This is a genomic window from Rhodococcus sp. NS-SX18, from assembly GCF_057367935.1.
This window is the reverse complement of sequence record NZ_CM170633.1, coordinates 3,522,692-3,541,575: the sequence shown is the minus strand read 5'-3', so window position 1 is coordinate 3,541,575 and position 18,884 is coordinate 3,522,692. Positions and strand designations below refer to the sequence as shown.

Below are 18,884 nucleotides of genomic sequence, written 5' to 3'. Positions count from 1 at the left end.
CGCACATCCCGGACCGAGGACCATCTCGGAATCGATACAGAGGAGAACAATGACCCGGATCGTGATCATCGGCGGCGGCCCTGCGGGCTACGAAGCGGCGCTGGTGGCGGCTCAGTACGGCGCGACCGTGTCACTGATCGATTCGGACGGGATCGGTGGTGCCTGCGTGCTCTTCGACTGCGTGCCGTCCAAGACGTTCATCGCGTCCACGGGCATCCGCACCGACATGCGCCGAGCGGCCGACCTCGGCGTTCGGCTCGAGAGCGCCGGAGTGGCGCTGCCCGAGGTCAATACCCGTGTCAAGAGCCTCGCCCGGGCGCAGTCCGCGGACATCCGCACCAAGCTCGAGGCGGCCGGCGTGCAGCTGCTCAGCGGACGCGGCGAGCTCATCGACACCCAGGTCGGGATGGCGGCGCACCAGGTGCGCGCCGACCTCTCCACCGGCGAGGAGCGGGTCCTCGACGCCGACGTCGTGCTCATCGCGACGGGCGCGAGCCCGCGGGTGCTGCCCGGTGCGGAGCCGGACGGTGACCGCATCCTCAACTGGCGTCAGCTCTACGACCTCGACGCGCTGCCCGAGCACCTGGTGGTCGTCGGCTCCGGTGTGACCGGCGCCGAGTTCGTCTCCGCCTATACGGAGGTCGGCGTGCAGGTGACGCTGGTCTCGAGCCGCGACCGGGTGCTGCCGCACGAGGACGAGGACGCCGCCCTCGTGCTCGAGGACGCCTTCGCCGAGCGGGGCGTGAACCTGGTCAAGCACGCCCGCGCCGACGCCGTCGAGCGCACCGGGGACGGGATCCGCGTCAAGCTGGCCGACGGCCGCATCGTCGAGGGCAGCCATGCGCTGATGACGGTCGGCTCGGTGCCGAACACGGCGGGCCTCGGGCTGGAGAAGGTCGGCCTGCAACTCGACCGCGGCGGTTACCTCCAGGTCGACCGGGTCTCGCGCACGTCCGTCTCGGGGATCTACGCCGCCGGCGACTGCACCGGGCTGCTGCCGCTGGCGTCGGTGGCCGCGATGCAGGGCCGCATCGCGATGTACCACGCCCTCGGTGAGGGGGTCAGCCCGATCCGGCTCAAGACCGTCGCCTCGGCGGTGTTCACCCGGCCCGAGATCGCCACGGTCGGTGTCAGCCAGGCCGCGATCGACAACGGCGAGGTCCCGGCCCGCACCGTGATGTTGCCGCTGCACACCAACCCCCGCGCGAAGATGGCGGGGCTGCGCCGCGGCTTCGTGAAGATCTTCTGCCGTCCCGCCACCGGCGTCGTGATCGGTGGTGTGGTGGTCGCGCCCACCGCCTCGGAGCTGATCCTGCCCATCGCGATCGCGGTGCAGAACAACCTCAGCGTCGACGACCTCGCCCACACCTTCTCGGTCTACCCGTCGCTGACCGGGTCGATCACCGAGGCGGCGCGTCAGCTGATGCGGCACGACGACCACCTGGACTGAGCCAGATGACCGGCGGCGACGTCCTTGACTCTCTCCCTGGGGGAGGGCCGACGGTGGACGCATGCGAACGAACAGCATCTTCCCCGTGGTCCCCGCTCACGACGTCGCCCGCAGCCGCGACTTCTATGCCGGGCTGCTCGGTCTGCGCGTGGTCTTCGACAGCGGCTGGTATGTGCAGCTGCAGGCGGCGACCGACGAGACCGTGCAGCTCGGTCTCGTGGCACACGGCCACGAGACGATTCCCCGGCCCCACCGCTCCACCCCCGCCGGCGTGCTGATCTCGGTGGAGGTCGACGACGTCGACGCCGTGTACGCGCGAGCCGGGGACCTCGCACTCCCGATCGCGTCGGAACTGCGCGACGAGGACTTCGGGCAGCGGCACTTCATGACCGTCGATCCCGACGGCCTGCTCGTCGACGTCATCACGGTGATCCCGTACGCGCCGGAGGTTGCCGGTAGCGGGGCGGTGGTGACCGGGTGAGTCCGGCCGGCGGATGGCTGAGCATCGGCGAGTTCGCGCGGATGTCCCGGCTGAGCGTCAGGACGCTGCGCCACTACGACCGCGAAGGGCTGCTCGCTCCGGGCCGGGTCGATCCGCGTACCGGATACCGGTACTACTCGCGCGAGCAGCTCGCCGCGGCTCTGCGCATCGCGGTACTGCGCAGAGCCGAGGTGTCCGTCCCGGCGATCCGTCGCCTGCTGCAGGACCCCGGACACACCGAGGCCGTCCTCGCCGCGGAGCGGGAGCGGATCGAGCGCGAGGCCGCCCGCAAGTACCGGGCACTCGCCCTCGTCGCTTCCCTCGCCGACGCCGGAGCCGACGGCCTCCCCGTGCGCCGGTACCGGATCGAGGATCGAACGGTCTTGTGGCGCAACGGGGAATCGACCGCCGAGGCTCTGGATACGGATGTGACGAACCTCGTGACGGCGCTGCTGGCGGACGCGACGAGCGCCGGGCTGCCCACCGACGCGCCGGTGGTGGGGCAGTACCCGGCCGCCCTCGACGGGGTGGTGCAGTTCGGCGTCGGCCTCGAGTTGCGGTCCCCACCCGGACGTGCGGACACCGCCACGACGACGCTGACCGGCGGGACTTTCGCGGGCGTGGACTTCGTCGGTCCGGTCGCGCTGCTGCCGGTCGCCTATCACGCCCTGTTCGGGTGGCTGGAGGAGCGCGGTCTCGGGGCCGGGGGACCGTTCCGGGAGTACTACCTCACCCACCCGCGCGACGTCGCTCCCGAGGCGATGCGGACGCGGGTGCTGCACCCTGTGCCGGGTGACCTCGTTCCGGAATGAGGGTTCCCGAGGCCGCCGCGCCGCGCGGCCCGGGCATTTCGCGGCCCTCGCCGAACGGTGCTGCCCGTCGCGGCCGGGCACGGCGTCGCGTGCGTGCCGGGCGCCTTCGTGGTCTCCGGGGACCACAGCCGCAGTGCGCGGCTACGTTTCGCGACCGCCGGGGAGGCCGACCTCACCGAGGCGGCTCGGCCGCGCCGCGCGAGCCGGAACCCGCCCCGGAGCCGCAGTGCCGCACGTGTGCGACGCCACTCAGGCCCAGCCGTAGGTCCGTTCGACCGCCCTGTTCCACTCGGCGTAGAGCCGTTCCCGCTCGGCGCCGTCCATCTTCGGTTCCCAGGTCCGGCCGGCCGCCCAGTTGTGCCGGATGTCGTCCTCACCGTCCCAGAAGCCGACCGCCAGGCCCGCCGCGTACGCCGCACCGAGCGCGGTGGTCTCGGAGACCACGGGACGGACCACGGGGGCGCCGAGGATGTCCGACTGGAACTGCATCAGGGTCTCGTTGACGACCATCCCGCCGTCCACCTTCAGGGTGTGCAGTTCGACACCGGAGTCGGCGTGCATCGCCTCGATGACCTCGCGGGTCTGATAGGCGGTCGCCTCGAGTGCGGCCCGCGCCAGGTGCCCCCGGTTGACGAAGCGGGTGAGGCCGGTGATCACACCGCGCGCGTCGGGGCGCCACCGCGGGGCGAACAGGCCCGAGAAGGCCGGTACGAAGTACGCGCCGCCGTTGTCGGGGACCGTGGCGGCGAGGTCCTCGATCTCCGCGGCCGTGCGCACGAGCCCCAGATTGTCGCGCATCCATTGCACCAGGGAGCCCGTGACGGCGATCGACCCTTCGAGGGCGTACACGGCCGGGGCATCGCCGACGCGGTAGCACACGGTGGTCAGCAGTCCGTGCTCGCTGCGCACCGGCGTCGTCCCGGTATTGAGAAGCAGGAAATTGCCGGTTCCGTAGGTGTTCTTCGCCTCCCCCGGCGACAGGCACGCCTGACCGAACGTCGCGGCCTGCTGGTCGCCGAGGATGCCGGCCACCGGGACGCCGGCGAGCGGTCCGCGGTCACGGGCGTAGCCGTAGATCTCGGACGAGCTCCGGATCTCCGGCAGCATCGACATCGGAATACCGAAATCCGCACAGATGTCCGGATCCCATTGCAGTGTCTCGAGATTCATGAGCATCGTGCGCGAGGCGTTGGTGACGTCGGTGAGGTGCACCCCCGGCTGCCGGTTGCCTGCGCCGGTGCCGCCGGTGAGGTTCCACAGGATCCAGCTGTCCACCGTCCCGAACGCGAGTTCGCCGGCCTCCGCCTGCTCCCGGGCGCCCTCGACGTTGTCGAGGATCCACCGCACCTTCGGGCCCGCGAAGTACGTCGACAACGGCAGGCCCGTGGCGTCGCGATACCGGTCCACGCCCGCGTCCCCGGCGAGCTGCTCGACGAGGCGATCGGTGCGGGTGTCCTGCCACACGATCGCGTTGTGGACGGGCCGGCCCGTGGAGCGTTCCCACACCACCGTGGTCTCGCGCTGGTTGGTGATCCCGATCGCGGCGATGTCGGCACGCGTGAGATCCGCCTTCGCCAGTGCCAGGGCGGCGACCTCGCGAGTGTTGATCCACAGCGTTTCCGGATCGTGTTCCACCCAGCCGGCGCGGGGGAGGATCTGTTCGTGCTCGGTCTGGGCCCACGCCACGATGCGACCGTCGTGGTCGAAGATGATGCAGCGACTCGACGTGGTCCCCTGATCGATCGCGGCGATGTATCGGGTCACGGCAACCTCTCCGGGCGTGTGGTTCGGGACGGCAGTCTGCGGACGAACCTACTAGCCTGAGTGCGGAAACGTCGGCGACTCACGGGAGCGATGCGGTGACCAACCAACCAGGCGTCCAGGTCCTCGGACCGCAGCAGCGCCGTGACGCGTGGCGACGACTCGGCTCGGAACAGTTCGACGTGGTGGTCATCGGTGGCGGTGTCGTCGGCGCCGGCGCCGCCCTGGACGCCGCCACCCGCGGGTTGCGGGTCGCACTGGTGGAGGCGCGGGACTTCGCTTCGGGCACGTCGAGCCGCTCGTCGAAGATGTTCCACGGCGGGCTGCGCTACCTCGAGCAACTCGAGTTCGGCCTCGTCCGCGAGGCGCTGCGCGAACGCGAACTGTCGCTCTCGACGCTGGCCCCGCATCTGGTCAAGCCGCTGAAGTTCCTCTTCCCCATCACCCACCGCGGGTGGGAGCGCCCGTACATCGCCGCGGGGATTTTTCTCTACGACCGGATGGGCGGCGCCAAATCCGTGCCCGCCCAGAAACATCTGACTCGATCCGGCGCGCTGCGCATGGCGCCCGGGCTCAAACGCGACTCGCTCGTGGGCGGGATCCGGTACTACGACACCGTCGTCGACGACGCGCGGCACACGATGACCGTGGCCCGCACCGCCGCGCACTACGGCGCCGTGGTGCGCACCTCGACTCAGGTGGTCGGGTTCCTGCGCGAGGCCGACGGGGTCTCCGGCGTACGGGTGCGTGACTCGGAGGACGGCTCGATCACCGAGGTGAAGGCGCACGTGGTGATCAACGCCACGGGGGTGTGGACCGACGAGATCCAGGCGCTGTCCCGGCAGCGCGGCCGGTTCCGGGTGCGCGCGTCGAAAGGCGTGCACATCGTGGTGCCGCGCGACCGGATCGTCAGTGACTCGGCGATCATCCTGCGCACCGAGAAATCCGTGCTGTTCGTGATCCCGTGGGGCAGCCACTGGATCATCGGCACCACCGACACCGACTGGAATCTCGACCTCGCCCACCCCGCCGCGACGAAGGCCGACATCGACTACATCCTCGACCACGTCAACCGGGTCCTGGTCGTCCCGCTCGACCACGACGACATCGACGGCGTGTACGCGGGGCTGCGGCCGTTGCTGGCGGGGGAGAGCGACGAGACGTCGAAGCTGTCTCGCGAGCACGCCGTGGCCCGGGTCGCGCCCGGGCTCGTGGCGATCGCCGGCGGCAAGTACACCACCTACCGGGTGATGGCCGAGGATGCCGTCGACCTGGCGGCCGAGGACATCCCCGCCCGGATCGCCCCCTCCATCACGGAACGGGTGCCGTTGGTCGGGGCCGACGGCTACTTCGCACTCGTGAACCAGACGATGCAGCTCGCCGAGCGGTACGGCCTGCATCCGTACCGGATCAAGCATCTGCTCGACCGGTACGGATCGCTGATCGACGAGGTGCTCGAGGTGGCGGCCGACCGGCCCGAGTTGCTCGAACCGCTCACCGATGCCCCACAGTATCTGCAGGTAGAAGTCGTCTACGCGGCAACGGCGGAGGGAGCGCTGCACCTCGAGGACATCCTCGCCCGCCGCACCCGCATCTCGATCGAGTATCCCCATCGCGGCGTGCACTGCGCCGAGCAGACGGCCCACCTGGTGGCACCCGTCCTGGGGTGGGACGCCGCGACGGTGGAGCAGGAGATCGCAACCTACCGGGCGAGGGTCGACGCGGAGATCGAATCGCAGAGCCGGCCCGACGACGAGTCCGCCGACGCACTGCGGGCGGCCGCTCCGGAGGCACGCGCGGAGATCCTCGAGCCGGTGCCGACGGGCGCCTGAGTCGCGGCCGGGGCAGCAGCGGTGGTCGACGCGCCCCGACATCGGTCGCCGAGCCGGGAGCGCAATGTCAGTGGGTCAGGATCACCTTGACGAGCACCACGGTCGCGGCGACGGCGGTGAGCGCGAGGGCGCTGACCAACGAGCTTCGGCCCGGCCGCTCCCCGTTGAGGCGGCCGATGACGAAGACGATGCCTCCGATCCGCACCAGCACGGCGACCTCGGCGAGCAGCTGGGCGGTGCGCGGTTCGAGCCACCCCAGCCAGCCCATCCCCAGGATCGCGCACGGCAGGACCGCCGAGCTCAGGATCGGCACCGAGTTGCGCAGTTCGGCGATCTTCTCCGCGCGGCTCAACGGGGTGCCCTGGCGCACGGTGTGCCCGACCGCCTCGGCGAACGTGTGGGCGACGAACGTCGACAGAGCCGTGCCGAGCACGATCGCGATGCCGACGTACTTCGGCCCGGTGACGATCGGTACGAGTGCCGCGAGCACCAGGACGTTGCCGTAGATGTAGGCGCTGATGCGACTGGCGGCATTGCCGCGGTCGAGCGGCATGCGCCGGGAGAACAACGGGCCGTGCAGGAGCGCGTTGGCATCGGAGTCCATGCCGACAAGGGTGACAGACCGCCGGGCACACCGAGGCGGCAACCGCGTGCATCCGTCGCGGCCGGCCCCGGCGCGTAGGATCCGACGGCGCAGACGGTCGACGACGGGATCGCGGTGGTGGAGAGGGCGCGACGGCGCTGGGGCGGCACCGACATGGCGGAACGCCGGCGGGCACGCCGGGACGCACTGTTGTCGGCGGGCATCGACCTGCTCGGTGCGCCGGACGGACCGGCGGCCGACGTCCGCGCCGTGTGCCGGGCGTCCGGCCTGACCGAACGGTGCTTCTACGACAGCTTCGACGACCGGGACGCGTTCGTGCGCGCCGTGTACGCAGCGGTCGGGGAACAGGTGCGCACAGTGCTGGAGGGCGCGGTCGGAACGGTCCCGCAACCGCGGGACGTTCCCGGAGCGGCGGTCCCGGCCTTCGTCGAGCTGATCGTGGACCGCCCGGCCGTGGGCAGGGTGCTGCTGCTCGGCCCGCTGCGCGAACCGGCGCTCGGCGGCCGGGGCCTCGATCTCGCTCCCGCGTTCGTGGCGCTCGTCCGGCACCAGCTCACCGCGATCACCGACCGCGAGGAGCGGCACCTCGTGGCCGTGGGGTTGGTCGGGGCACTGACGAGCCTGTTCATCGGCTACCTGGACGGCACCGTCGCGGTCTCGCCGGAGCGGTTGGTGCGGCACTGTGTGAGCCTGCTGGTCCAGGCCGGAGGTGTACGGCCCCGGCCGGAGGGGTATCCGCAGCACAACAGCACGCTCGACGAAAGGAGGGGCACCATGCCCAGGTCGTCGATCAAGGACGAGAAGCTGTATCAGGAACTGCGTGACGACGGCGCCTCCAAGGAGAAGGCCGCTCGAATCTCGAATGCGGCTGCGAATCGTGGCCGCTCCTCGGTCGGGCACAAGGGTGGCAAATCGGGGTCCTACGAGGACTGGACGGTCGACGAGTTGAAGAAGCGGGCGAAGGAACTCGGAATGTCGGGTTACTCGTCCAAGCGCAAGAGCGAGCTCATCGACGCGCTGCGCAACCACTGAGACGGACGGGGCGACCCGGGTCACGGAGCCGGGGGCGACCCGGGTGACGGAGCCGGGGCGGCTGGACCGTCCCCGGTCCGCGGCTGACAGTGCGGGCACCAGTCGATCTTGCGGTCCGGGTCCTCGGCGGACCCCAGCGCCCCGGTGCGGATCACCGTGCCGCACCGGCGGCACGGCTTGCCCGCGCGCCCGTACACCCAGGTGCCCCGGCCGGGCCGGCGGTCGCCGGTGGTGATCCGGCTGACGCGGTCCCGATTGAACATGAGCAGCCGGTGCGCCAGATCGACCCAGGCGGCCGGCTCTCCCGCGTCCGCTACCGGGGTCGCCGGGTGCACGCCCCGCAGGAAGCACAGTTCGCACCGGTAGACGTTGCCGACCCCGGCCATCACACGCTGGTCGAGCAGTGCCAGGCCGACGGGGCGGCTCGGGTCGCGCGCCAGGTTGGTCGCGGCGACAGCCGGGTCCCAGTCCGGCCCGAGCAGATCCGGTCCCAGGTGTCCCACGGCCTCCGCCTCGCGGTCGCGGTCCAGCACCTCGACGATGCCGAGGTCGAAGCCCACGGCTTCGGCGTCCTCGACGGCCAGCACGATCCTGGCGTGGTATCCCTGGCGGCGCCAGCGTGTCCCGGGCGGATGGACGTCCCACACTCCCTCCATCTTCAGGTGGGTGTGGATGGTGTGCGCACCGGCGCGGATCAGCAGGTGCTTGCCGCGCGCGAGCACCTCCTCGACCACGGTGCCGGTCAGGTCGACTGTCGCGTACCGGGGAACGCGGATATCGCAGCGCGTCAACGGCTTTCCTGCCAGTGCGCCGCGCAGGAGAGTGGCCGCCCGGAAGACCGTGTCGCCCTCGGGCATCAGGCCCTCAACCGGAATCCGCGCGGGGTGGCCGAGAAACCGGCCTCGGCGAGGAACTCGGCGAACGGGTGGCCGTGGATGGACCTGCCGTCGACCTTCTCGACGACGAGAGTGTCGAGGCCCCCGCCCTTGACCGTGCCGGCCAGTGACGCGCACGCGCCGCGGAGAGTCCCCGGATCCTCGGTGAACGTCAGTACCGTGCGTCCGCCGCGTTCGACGAACAGTCCCAGTTCTCCGTCGACGAGCACCACGAGCCCACCGGCCTTGCGCCCGGGACGGTGCCGCGGCGAGTCCTCGGGTGCGGCCGACCTGGGCCACGGCAGGGCCGCACCGTACGGGTTCGCCGGGTCGCACGCGGCCAGGGTCACCGCCGGTGTGTCGGTGTGGCGGCCCTCGAGCGACTCGCCGTAGGACCGCAACCGGTCCACCACCTCCGGTGTCGAGAACTGGGCACCGCCGAGCGTGTCGACGAAGTAGCCGCGACGGCACCGGCCGGTCTCCTCGAACCGGCTCAGCACCTTGTACATCAGCGCGAAACCGCCCGGCACGCCCTCGGTGACGACCGCGCCGCGGGTGACCACGCCGTACCGCTCGAGCAGCAGGTCCGCGGTGGCATGGGTGCGCACCGTCGGGTCGGTTTCCCGCTCGGGTAGCAGCGACCACCGGCCGCCGACCGTCGGGGGTCCGCTCCGGCTCGGAAGTGCCGGGCGTCCGCGGTACATCCGGGCGCGCGGGGCCCGGCGGGGCGTGCGGTGCGCGGGGGTCGCGCGTGAGGTGTCGCCGACGAGGGCGCGCAGCGCGGCCGGTGCGTCACCCGAGACGAGACCCGCCCACACGAGATCCCAGAGAGCCGAGGAGGTTTCCGCGTCCGTGGTGCCGAGGGAGTCGGTGAGCTGGCGGAAGAAGTACGCCCCGCCGCCCGCGAGCGTGTCCAGGATGCCGCGGTGGACGTCGGTCTCGTCGATCTCGGCTGCCGGTGCGAGGGTCAGCGGAGCGGTGTCGGCCAGGTGCAGCGAGACCCAGCCGTCCTTGCCGGAGATCTGCCCCGAGCCGGCCCAGACGACTTCGCCCGTCGTGGTGAGTTCGTCGAGCATCGCGGGGGAGTAGTCCCGGACCCGGGGGGCGAGGATCAGCGGCTCGAGCGCGCTCGCCGGCACCGGCACCCCGGCCAGCTGCTCGACGACCGTGGCCACCCCGTCCACCCCGCGCAGTCCACCACCCACGTGCTGCCACGCCGGCAGGAACCGGCCGAGGGTGGCGGTCCCGACCGGTTCGACCTCCTGGCGTGCTGCCGCGAGCGACCGTCGTCGCAGCCGCCGCAGGACCTCCGTGTCGCACCACTCCGCGCCGGTCGTGCCGGGCCGGAACTCCCCTGCACTGACTCGTTTCTCGGCAGCCAGCCGATGCAGCACGTCCTGCACCACCGCGGTGCCGAGTCCGAACCGGGCCGCCGCCTCCGCCGCGGTGAACGGGCCGTGGGTGCGCGCGTACCGGCCGATCAGGTCACCCAGGGGATCGGGCACCGGCTCGACGAATGCCGTCGGTACGCCGATCGGCAACGGGACCCCGAGAGCGTCCCGGAGACGCGAGGCGTCCTCGATGGCGGACCACCGCTCCCGGCCGGCGAAGGACACCTTCAGCACCCGGCGCTGGGCGTCCAGTTCGTCGAGCCAGGCGACCGGATCGGCGGTGGTGCGCTCGGCGATATCGGTGTCGGTGAGCGGGCCGAGCAACCGGAGCAGGTCCGCGACACCCTCGGCGTCGCGGGCTCTGCGGTCCGGGGCGAGATGCTGCAGCTCGAGTTCGGCCCGGGCGATGACGTCGGCGTCGAGCAACTCGCGCAGCTCCACCCGGCCGAGCAGTTCGGCGAGAAGGGTCGAGTCCAGGGACAGGGCCGCGGCGCGCCGCTCGGCGAGGGGACTGTCGCCTTCGTACATGAACGCGCCGACGTAGTCGAACAGCAGCGAGGTCGCGAACGGCGACGCGGTGGCTGTCTCGACCTCCGCGATCCGGACCTGCCGCCGGGCGACACGGCCGAGCAGGCTGCGCAGGGCAGGCAGGTCGTAGACGTCCTGGAGGCATTCCCGCACCGTCTCGAGGAGGATAGGGAAGGTGGGGTAGCGACGGGCCACGTCGAGCAGCTGGGCCGACCGCTGGCGCTGTTGCCACAGCGGCGCGCGCTTACCCGGATTGCGGCGTGGCAGCAGCAGGGCGCGCGCCGCGCACTCCCGGAAGCGGGACGCGAACAGTGCCGAGCCGCCGACCTGCTCGGTGACGAGATCCTCGATCTCGTCGGTGTCGAAGGCGAACACCTCCGCCCCCGGCGGTGCGTCCTCGGTGTCGGGGAGCCGGACGATGATGCCGTCGTCCGACGCCGTGGGTGCGGCTTCGACGCCGTATCGGTCGAGCAGTCGCGCGCCCACGGCCAGCGCCCACGGTGCGTGCACCCGCATCCCGTACGGGGAGTGCAGCACCAGGCGCCAGTCGCCGAGTTCGTCGCGGAACCGCTCGACGACCAGGGTGCGGTCGGTGGGCAGATGCCCCGTGGCGGTGCGCTGCTCCTCGAGCAGCCGGGTCAGGTTCGTGGTCGCGTTGTCGTCCAGGCCGCCGCGACGGCACCGGGCGGCGGCGTCCTCCGGGTCGGCGTGCCCGAGTTCGCGCACGAACGCCCCCAGGGCGGCGCCGAGTTCGGCCGGGCGGCCGACCCCGTCGCCGTGCCAAAACGGCAGCCGGCCGGGCTGTCCGTAGGCGGGGGAGACCAGCACCCGGTCGAAGGTGATCTCCTCGATGCGCCAGCTCGTCGCGCCGAGCGCGAACACGTCGCCCACCCGGGACTCGTACACCATCTCCTCGTCGAGTTCCCCGACGCGCGTGGCCTTCTCGCCGACCATGTACACCGTGAACAGGCCGCGGTCGGGGATCGTGCCACCCGACGTGACGGCCAGTCGCTGCGCGCCGGGCCGGCCGGTGAGCGTGCCGGCGGTGCGATCCCACACCACCCGGGGCCGCAGTTCGGCGAACTCGTCCGACGGGTACCGTCCGGCCAGCAGGTCCAGCGTCGACTCGTACGCCGAGCGCGGCAGCGTCGCGAAGGACCCGCTGCGCCGCACCGTGTCGAACCACTCGTCCACGTCGACCGGCTCGAGGGCGACCGCGGCGACGGTCTGCTGCGCGAGCACGTCCAGCGGGTTGGCCGGCACCTGTAGAGCCTCGATGTGCCCGCCCACCATCCGTTCGACCGTGACCGCGCAGTGCACCAGGTCGGTACGGTGCTTGGGGAACAGCACCCCGCGAGAGACCTCGCCGACCTGATGCCCCGCCCGTCCGACGCGCTGCAGGCCGCTCGCCACCGACGGCGGCGCCGAGACCTGGATCACCAGGTCGACCGCGCCCATGTCGATGCCGAGTTCGAGGCTCGAGGTCGCGACGACGCAGCGCAGCCGCCCGGATTTGAGGTCGTCCTCGATCAGGGCCCGCTGGTCCTTGCTCACCGAGCCGTGGTGAGCCCGCGCCAGCAGCGGCTGTGCGCCGAGGGAGACCTCGGTGGATGCCCCGAGCTGCGCTGGCGGGCGCGGCCGGGGGTCGACCGCCTCGCCCTCGCGTTCGGCGTGGATCTCGTTGAGCCGGGCCGTCAACCGCTCGGCGAGTCGGCGGGAGTTGGCGAACACGATGGTGGACCGGTGCGCGACGATGAGGTCGACGATCTGCTCCTCGACGTGCGGCCAGATCGACCCCGCCTGCGGAACCGCCGGCATCCCGTCGTCCGCCGTCTCGGATTGCACGCCGAGTTCGGTCATGTCCTCGACGGGCACCCGCACCGTCAGATCCCACGTCTTGGCCGACGGCGGGGCGACGATGCGGATCGGCGCCGACCCGGCGAGGAACCGGCCCACCTCCTCGTGCGGCCGCACCGTCGCGGAGAGTCCGATCCGCTGCGCGGGTCGCCCGAGCAGCAGATCGAGCCGTTCCAGGGAAAGGGCAAGGTGGGCACCGCGTTTCGTGCCGGCGACGGCGTGCACCTCGTCGACGATGACGGTGTCCACCCCGGCGAGTGTCTCGCGCGCTGCGGAGGTGAGCATGAGGAACAGGGATTCGGGGGTGGTGATGAGGATGTCCGGCGGCGTGCGGACGAGGGTGCGCCGGTCGGCGGCCGACGTGTCGCCCGACCGCACCCCGACTGTGATCTCCGGCGGCTCGAGGCCGAGTCGCCGCGCGGTCTGGGTGATGCCGACCAGCGGTGAGCGCAGGTTCCGTTCCACGTCCACCGCGAGGGCCTTGAGCGGGGAGACGTAGAGCACGCGGGTGCCGGTGTGCTCGGCCGGGGTGGCTGCCAGGCGGTCGAGCGACCACAGGAACGCCGAGAGCGTCTTACCCGACCCGGTCGGGGCCACCACCAGGGTGTGCGCGCCCGACGAGATCGACTCCCAGGCCCCGAGCTGCGCGGCGGTCGGGGCTTCGAAAGCGCCCGCGAACCACTGCCGGGTGGGCTCGGAGAAACGGCTCAGGACATCGGTCACCGTTCCATGGTGCACCGCCGGTACGACACCGCGGGCACCTCGCGGATTCCGCGCCCCGCTTCCCGGTGTCAGTCGGCCAGCGCGAACCGCGCCAGCTGGGCGCAGTGGTGCGCCGCCCAGCGGCACCTGCCGGTGCGCATCACGCGGCCGACGAGTGCGGCAGCGGCCGGCTCCCACGGCACGGCGGCGAACTGCGCGCGGCCGGCCGGCTCGCCGGACCAGCCGATCGACACGATGGGCCCGTCGAGCCGGAACCTCAGCTCCGGATGGGTTGCGGCGAGCACGTCCACGTTCGCGCCGGCGGCGGTCTCGAGGTCGTCGACGGCGACGGTGACCCGTCCGCCGAGCCGGCGTGCCTGTCCGGCCGGAGCCTCGACGAACAACGCGGCGGCCTCGATCGCGCCGACGTGCACGCTCACGAGCGGCTCGCTGGGGTGGCTGCCGTCGTGCGGTGGCAGGCACACCACCGACCAGTACTCGCGTTCACTCATCCGCGGGTTGGGTATTGCGGCGCGCACGTAGTCGCGCAGCCACGTCGTCGCCGCGGCGAACTCCGGGTACTGCTCGAAGGTCCGGTAGCGCGTGTCGCGCAGCGGCAGACCCGCCGGTGACAAGGGCGTACGGGCGTTCACTCGATTCGGTCCTCACGCACGCGGCCACCGTACTCGATCTTGCTTCAGAGGATGACGCCCGGATTGAGGATCGAGTCCGGGTCGAGTGCCGCCTTGATCCGCCGGGTCAGGTCCATCACGTCGGGACCCACCTGGTCCGGCAGCCACGCCTTCTTCAACCGGCCCACCCCGTGCTCGCCGGTGATGGTGCCGCCCAGCGCGATCGCCAGGTCCATGATCTGCCCGAACGCCAGGTGCGCCCGGGCCGTCTGGTCGGCGTCGGCGGGGTCGTACACGATCAGCGGATGGGTGTTGCCGTCACCGGCGTGCGCGATGACCGCGACCGTCACCGCGTTGCGTTCGGCGATCTCGGCGACGCCCCCGACGAGTGCCGGCAGGGCCGGCAGGGGGACGCCGACATCCTCGAGCAGCAGGCTGCCGGTCCGTTCGACCGCCGGGATGGCCATCCGCCGCGCCGCCGCGAACGCCTCTCCCTCCTCGGGGTCGTCGGTCGAGAACACCTCGTCGGCACCGGCGTCCTCGCACGCCTTCACCATCGTCGCGATCTCCTGCGCGGACGCCGTGCCGGGCGCGTCGGACCGGGCGATGAGCATCGCCTCGGTGGTGCGGTCCAGCCCCATGTGCAGTGCGTCCTCGACGGCGTTGATCGAGGCGCGGTCCATGAACTCGAGCATCGCGGGCCGCAACGTCGCCGTGACGGCCAGCACCGCGTCCGCCGCGGCCTGCACTGAGCCGAACGTGGCGACCATCGTCGAGGCCGGCGGCTGCGGCGGGAGGAGCCGCAGCGTCACCTCGGTGATGACGCCGAGGGTGCCCTCGCTGCCGACGAACAGCTTGGTCAGCGACAGGCCCGCCACGTCCTTGACGCGCGGTCCACCGAGCCGCACCGCGGTACCGTCGGCGAGGACCACCTCCAGACCGAGCACGTAGTCCGTGGTGACGCCGTACTTCACGCAGCACAGTCCACCGGCGTTGGTCGCCGCGTTGCCCCCGATGGTGCACATCTCGAACGACGACGGGTCGGGTGGATACCACAACCCGTGCTCGGCCGCGGCGCGCTTGACCTCGGCGTTGAGCAGTCCCGGCTGGACGACCGCCGTGCGGGTGACCGGGTCCACGGTGATCGCGCGCATCCGCTCGGTGCTCAGCACGATCCCACCCGCGAGGCCGCCCGCGCCGCCGGACAGGCTGGTGCCCGCACCGCGCGGCACCACGGGCACCCGGTGTGTGCTCGCCCAGCGCAACGTGGCCTGCACGTCCGCCGTGCGCGTGGCCCGCACCACCGCGCGGGGGACGGCGGCGTCCGGATCGCGGGCCCAGTCCTGCCGGTATCCGGCGAGCAGATCCGGGTCGGTGATCAGCGCGCCGTCCGGGAGCAGACCGGCGAGCTCGGCGAGATCGGCGGGCACGGTCAGCCCGCCGGGGTGAGGTAGCGGGCGCGCAGCTTGTGCTTGACGAGTTTGCCGGTGGGAGTACGCGGCAGGTCGTCGGAGAAGTCGATGCTGCGCGGTGCCTTGAAGTGGGAGACGCGTTCCCGGACGAAGTCGAGGAGCTCACGCTCGACCTCGGGCCCGGGCTCGACCCCGTCGACGAGCTGGACGACGGCCTTGACCTCCTCGCCCATCTCCTCGTTCGGAACCCCGATCACGGCGACGTCGTACACCTTGGGATGCAGGGTGAGCACGTTCTCCGACTCCTGGGGGTAGATGTTCACACCGCCGGAGATGATGGTGAACGCAGCCCGGTCGGTGAGGTACAGGTAGCGCTCCTCGTCGAGGTACCCGATGTCGCCGCTCGTGGTCCACGTCGGATGGTCGGGATGCGTGGCCTCACGGGTCTTCTCGGGATCGTTGTGGTACTGGAACGGATGCTCGTCCCGCTCCCACCACACGGTGCCGACCGCGCCGGTGGGAAGTTCGCGTCCCTCGTCGTCGCAGATGTGGACGATCCCCATGCCCCCGTCGCGTCCGACCGACCCGGGATGCGCCAGCGCCTGCGCCGAATCGATGAACGTGGCGCCGGCACCCTCGGTGGAGGCGTAGTACTCGTACACGACCGGGCCCCACCACTCGATCATCGCGCGCTTGATCTCCGGCGGGCACGGTGCCGCCGCATGGATGGCGACCTTCAGGCTCGACACGTCGTACTTGCCGCGCACCTCGCCGGGAAGCTTGAGCATCCGCACGAACATCGTCGGGACCCACTGGCTGTGCGTGACCCGGTAGCGGTCGATCAGGGCGAGTGCCTCCTCGGGCTCGAACCGGTCCATGAGGATCACAGTTCCCCCGACCGACTGGATGGTGCCGCAGAAACGAAGGGGAGCAGCATGATAGAGGGGCGCGGGGCACAGGTAGACGGTGTCGGCGTCGAACCCGTACATCGGCGCGAACACCGCCGTGTAGGGATCCGGCACGTCCTGCACCTGACCCTCGGGCAACTTCGGCTTGATGCCCTTGGGCCGCCCGGTCGTTCCGGACGAATACAGCATGTCCTGACCGCGCGGCTGCGACTCGAGGGGCGAGGCGTCGAACGCGGCGAGCGCCTCGGAGTAGTCGTCGAAACCGGGCAGCGCACCGCCGTACACGAGCCGGCGGACCACGTTCGGATAGGCCCCGGCGCCGGTGTCGACCGCGGTGGCCGCACCGGCCGAGGCGACGAGCACCTTCGCGCCGCAGTCGTTCACCACGTACGCGGCCTCGGCCGGGGTCAGATGCCAGTTCACCACCGTGACGTACAGGCCGGACCGCAGCGCCGCCCAGTAGACCTCCATGACCCGCAGATCGTTGTCGGAGATCAGCGCGATGTGATCGCCCGGTTCGAGGCCCGCGGCGCGCAGGTACTTCGCGAGGCGGACGGAGTTCTCGTCGAGCTGCCGGTAGGCGAGCGACTCCCCGGTGGCGGCCCGCACGATGGCGGGCTTGTCGGGCGTCGTGGCGACGAAGTTCCCAGGAAACATGTTCCCTGGTCTACCACAGCTGTGGCCCGCGTCACGTGAGTCGCGCGCCGCGCGGTGCCGGCCCTCGACCGGACCGCCCGCCGCGGCGTACCCTCACCCGCACGTGCACGGCACCGCAACCCGCGGACGGGAGGACGACGTGGCGCTCGCTCTCGAGAAGGACCGCCTGGTGTTCGAGTTCCCGGAGGTGCACGCTGCCGCCCGCATGGCCGTCTCCTTCCACCGCACCCTGCGGGTGCCCGACGACGGCAACACCTATCCGTTGCCGCCCGGGCTGGGACGGTTCCCGCTGCGGGCCGTCGCCGAGCTCGACGAGGCCGCGCTGCCGCCTTCGTGGCGATCCCACGGCGGCCTCGTGATGCCGATGTGGCAGTCGGAGGCGTGCTGGCTCGGGTTCGAGTCCCGGTACCCGTTCCTGGTGAAGGTCGGCGCCGGGGACGTCGATGCGCTCACCGGCGAACCCTGGTCGCCGGAGCCGGACTTCGAACGCGAGGACTACCTCGAGGTGCCGGCACAACCGTGGCTCGACGGCTACGTCGTGGCGCAGGGCCGGGTGCGCCAGTTCGTCGCGATGCCGCTCGGGTCCGGCTACAGCGTCGAGGAGCAACTGCGGTCCGGGCCGGCGCGGGGCGGGATCCGCGTCGCGGCCTGTCCCATGCGGGCGCAACGATGGGAGGAGCGCGCCGAGTTCGACTCCCGGCGCCCGCTGCACGCCTTCGCGCCGGCCCCGGCCATGGGACTCGGCGCCGGCGGATCCGTCGACCAGGGCGTCGCCACCCCGGTCGAGTCGCACGACGCGTGGGATCTGGACCACCGGTCCGTGGTCGAGGTACGCCTGGTGAACAGCGAGCAGTGGCGCGCGCTCACGGACGAGGACCCACCGACCCGGCCGCTGGCCGCGAGCGACTACACGGCGCGCGGCTTCCCGTGGTTCGAGCTCTACGACGAGACCGTCGCGCGACAGGGGGCGGCGCCACTCGCGGACGTCGACACGGTCGCCGACGTCGGGCGCCGGCGGGAAGAGTCGTTGCCCGACAACGAGACCGTCACCGTGCCCGAACCCGTCCGGATCCGGCCGGCCCCGCGCGAGCCTGGCCGTCGCGGATGATCCGGCGGTATCGTCTGTCGACATGGGGCGGATCACCCAGCGCGTCGAACCGGAACCGCTTGCCGACAGGCTGATCGGGCACGGTCGCGCGGCGATCGCCTTCGACGAGGCCGGGTCGGTCACCGCGCTGCCCGCGCGGATCCGACGGTACGACGGCCGATTGTGGGTCGGTGTGCCGCGGGAATCGGTGCCGCCCACGGCCGGACTCGAGCGGGTCACCGTCCTGCTCGACGACGGCGAGTTCTGGTTCGAGCTGCGGGCGGTGAACTGGCGCGGCCGCCTGACGGCAGCGGACGCTCCCGCCCCCGACGGACGTGCGGACCTCGCCTGGTTCGTCTTCACGCCGCACCGGGCCACCGCGTGGGACTACGCGACCCTGCACGAGGAGCCGGAACCGTGAAGGCCGACGACGCCGTCGTGCGCGACTTCCTTACCCGCGCCCGCGTCGCGCGCCTGGCGACCCGGTCGCCGAAGGGCGCGGCGGCCCTGGCGCCGCTGTGGTTCGTGCACGTCGACGGCCGGTTGTACTTCGCTACCGGGCGCGACACCGTGGCTGCGCGCAACGCCGCCGCGAATCCCGACGTCGTCGTGCTGCTCGACGACGGCGAGCGGGGGCCGGTCCTGCGGCTGCACGGCCGGGCCACGGTGCAGCCGAGCACCCCGCCGCCTGCCGTCATGGCCAGGATCGGCCGGAAGTACTACCTGGGGGGCTGGCGCAACGAACTCGGGCACGCGCGGCTCTGGCGGTTGCGTACCCGGTACTACGGGCAGAGCGCGCCGGCCACGATCGTCGTCGAGCCGGGAGAGGCCGAGCTGCTGCGGCGGCCGTAGCCCGCCGCAGC

At 71.8% G+C, this 18,884-nt stretch carries 15 protein-coding genes and 1 pseudogene; 9 read left to right on the top strand and 7 right to left on the bottom strand.

Features of this window, described 5'->3' with window-relative positions:
• Positions 1-49 precede the first annotated feature (49 nt).
• The 3 genes from AC2IPW_RS16395 to AC2IPW_RS16385 all read left to right on the top strand — a co-directional run bounded on the left by AC2IPW_RS16395 (position 50) and on the right by AC2IPW_RS16385 (position 2,743).
• A complete protein-coding gene (locus tag AC2IPW_RS16395; protein WP_416061401.1) occupies positions 50-1,450 on the top strand; it encodes an NAD(P)H-quinone dehydrogenase in 1,401 nt (466 codons plus the stop codon).
• Between the two features lie 61 nt (positions 1,451-1,511).
• Positions 1,512-1,931 (top strand): VOC family protein, encoded by a 420-nt coding sequence (locus tag AC2IPW_RS16390; RefSeq protein ID WP_040781790.1) that lies wholly within the window; start codon positions 1,512-1,514, stop codon positions 1,929-1,931.
• Positions 1,928-2,743, top strand: coding sequence for a MerR family transcriptional regulator (locus AC2IPW_RS16385; RefSeq protein ID WP_416061400.1), 816 nt, complete (start codon positions 1,928-1,930; stop codon positions 2,741-2,743). The genes AC2IPW_RS16390 and AC2IPW_RS16385 overlap by 4 nt, the downstream gene beginning before the upstream one ends.
• A gap of 249 nt (positions 2,744-2,992) precedes the next feature.
• On the opposite strand, the gene glpK is transcribed toward AC2IPW_RS16385, so the two are convergent.
• Complete coding sequence (gene glpK, locus AC2IPW_RS16380; RefSeq protein ID WP_003935703.1) at positions 2,993-4,507, bottom strand: glycerol kinase GlpK; 1,515 nt, start codon at positions 4,505-4,507, stop codon at positions 2,993-2,995.
• 95 nt (positions 4,508-4,602) lie between these two features.
• Between glpK and glpD the strand changes: the two genes are divergently transcribed.
• Positions 4,603-6,336, top strand: a complete 1,734-nt coding sequence (gene glpD, locus AC2IPW_RS16375; protein ID WP_054372157.1) for a glycerol-3-phosphate dehydrogenase — start codon at positions 4,603-4,605, stop codon at positions 6,334-6,336.
• 67 nt (positions 6,337-6,403) lie between these two features.
• Here glpD and AC2IPW_RS16370 read toward each other — a convergent pair whose 3' ends face one another.
• A complete protein-coding gene (locus tag AC2IPW_RS16370; protein WP_416061399.1) occupies positions 6,404-6,940 on the bottom strand; it encodes a hypothetical protein in 537 nt (178 codons plus the stop codon).
• Positions 6,941-7,093: 153 nt separating this feature from the next.
• Here AC2IPW_RS16370 and AC2IPW_RS16365 point away from each other — a divergent pair.
• Both AC2IPW_RS16365 and AC2IPW_RS16360 read left to right on the top strand, forming a co-directional pair.
• Positions 7,094-7,645 (top strand): annotated as a pseudogene (locus AC2IPW_RS16365) (TetR/AcrR family transcriptional regulator); the annotation flags it as partial.
• A 69-nt stretch (positions 7,646-7,714) separates the two neighbouring features.
• The gene (locus AC2IPW_RS16360; RefSeq protein WP_003935700.1) at positions 7,715-7,972 is read left to right on the top strand and encodes a DUF7218 family protein; all 258 of its coding nucleotides are present in this window, start codon (positions 7,715-7,717) and stop codon (positions 7,970-7,972) included.
• Between the two features lie 20 nt (positions 7,973-7,992).
• Here the strand turns inward: AC2IPW_RS16360 and AC2IPW_RS16355 are convergent, their stop codons facing one another.
• From AC2IPW_RS16355 to AC2IPW_RS16335, 5 genes are all read right to left on the bottom strand, one after another.
• Positions 7,993-8,829, bottom strand: coding sequence for a DNA-formamidopyrimidine glycosylase family protein (locus AC2IPW_RS16355; RefSeq protein WP_486375211.1), 837 nt, complete (start codon positions 8,827-8,829; stop codon positions 7,993-7,995).
• Complete coding sequence (locus AC2IPW_RS16350) at positions 8,829-13,346, bottom strand: ATP-dependent helicase (RefSeq protein WP_486375210.1); 4,518 nt, start codon at positions 13,344-13,346, stop codon at positions 8,829-8,831. The genes AC2IPW_RS16355 and AC2IPW_RS16350 overlap by 1 nt, the downstream gene beginning before the upstream one ends.
• 68 nt (positions 13,347-13,414) lie before the next feature.
• Complete coding sequence (locus AC2IPW_RS16345) at positions 13,415-13,978, bottom strand: hypothetical protein (RefSeq protein WP_289378700.1); 564 nt, start codon at positions 13,976-13,978, stop codon at positions 13,415-13,417.
• A 44-nt stretch (positions 13,979-14,022) separates the two neighbouring features.
• A complete protein-coding gene (locus tag AC2IPW_RS16340; RefSeq protein WP_289378723.1) occupies positions 14,023-15,393 on the bottom strand; it encodes an FAD-binding oxidoreductase in 1,371 nt (456 codons plus the stop codon).
• Positions 15,390-16,934 (bottom strand): AMP-binding protein, encoded by a 1,545-nt coding sequence (locus AC2IPW_RS16335; RefSeq protein WP_486375209.1) that lies wholly within the window; start codon positions 16,932-16,934, stop codon positions 15,390-15,392. The genes AC2IPW_RS16340 and AC2IPW_RS16335 overlap by 4 nt, the downstream gene beginning before the upstream one ends.
• A gap of 139 nt (positions 16,935-17,073) precedes the next feature.
• Between AC2IPW_RS16335 and AC2IPW_RS16330 the strand changes: the two genes are divergently transcribed.
• From AC2IPW_RS16330 to AC2IPW_RS16320, 3 genes are read left to right on the top strand one after another with little or no spacing between them, the layout of a single operon-like run.
• A complete protein-coding gene (locus AC2IPW_RS16330; protein ID WP_450120477.1) occupies positions 17,074-18,042 on the top strand; it encodes a hypothetical protein in 969 nt (322 codons plus the stop codon).
• A gap of 22 nt (positions 18,043-18,064) precedes the next feature.
• Positions 18,065-18,442 carry a hypothetical protein gene (locus AC2IPW_RS16325; protein ID WP_289378703.1) on the top strand — a complete coding sequence of 126 codons (378 nt, stop codon included), beginning with the start codon at positions 18,065-18,067 and terminating at the stop codon, positions 18,440-18,442.
• Positions 18,439-18,873 carry a pyridoxamine 5'-phosphate oxidase family protein gene (locus AC2IPW_RS16320; RefSeq protein ID WP_003935692.1) on the top strand — a complete coding sequence of 145 codons (435 nt, stop codon included), beginning with the start codon at positions 18,439-18,441 and terminating at the stop codon, positions 18,871-18,873. The genes AC2IPW_RS16325 and AC2IPW_RS16320 overlap by 4 nt, the downstream gene beginning before the upstream one ends.
• Positions 18,874-18,884 lie beyond the last annotated feature (11 nt).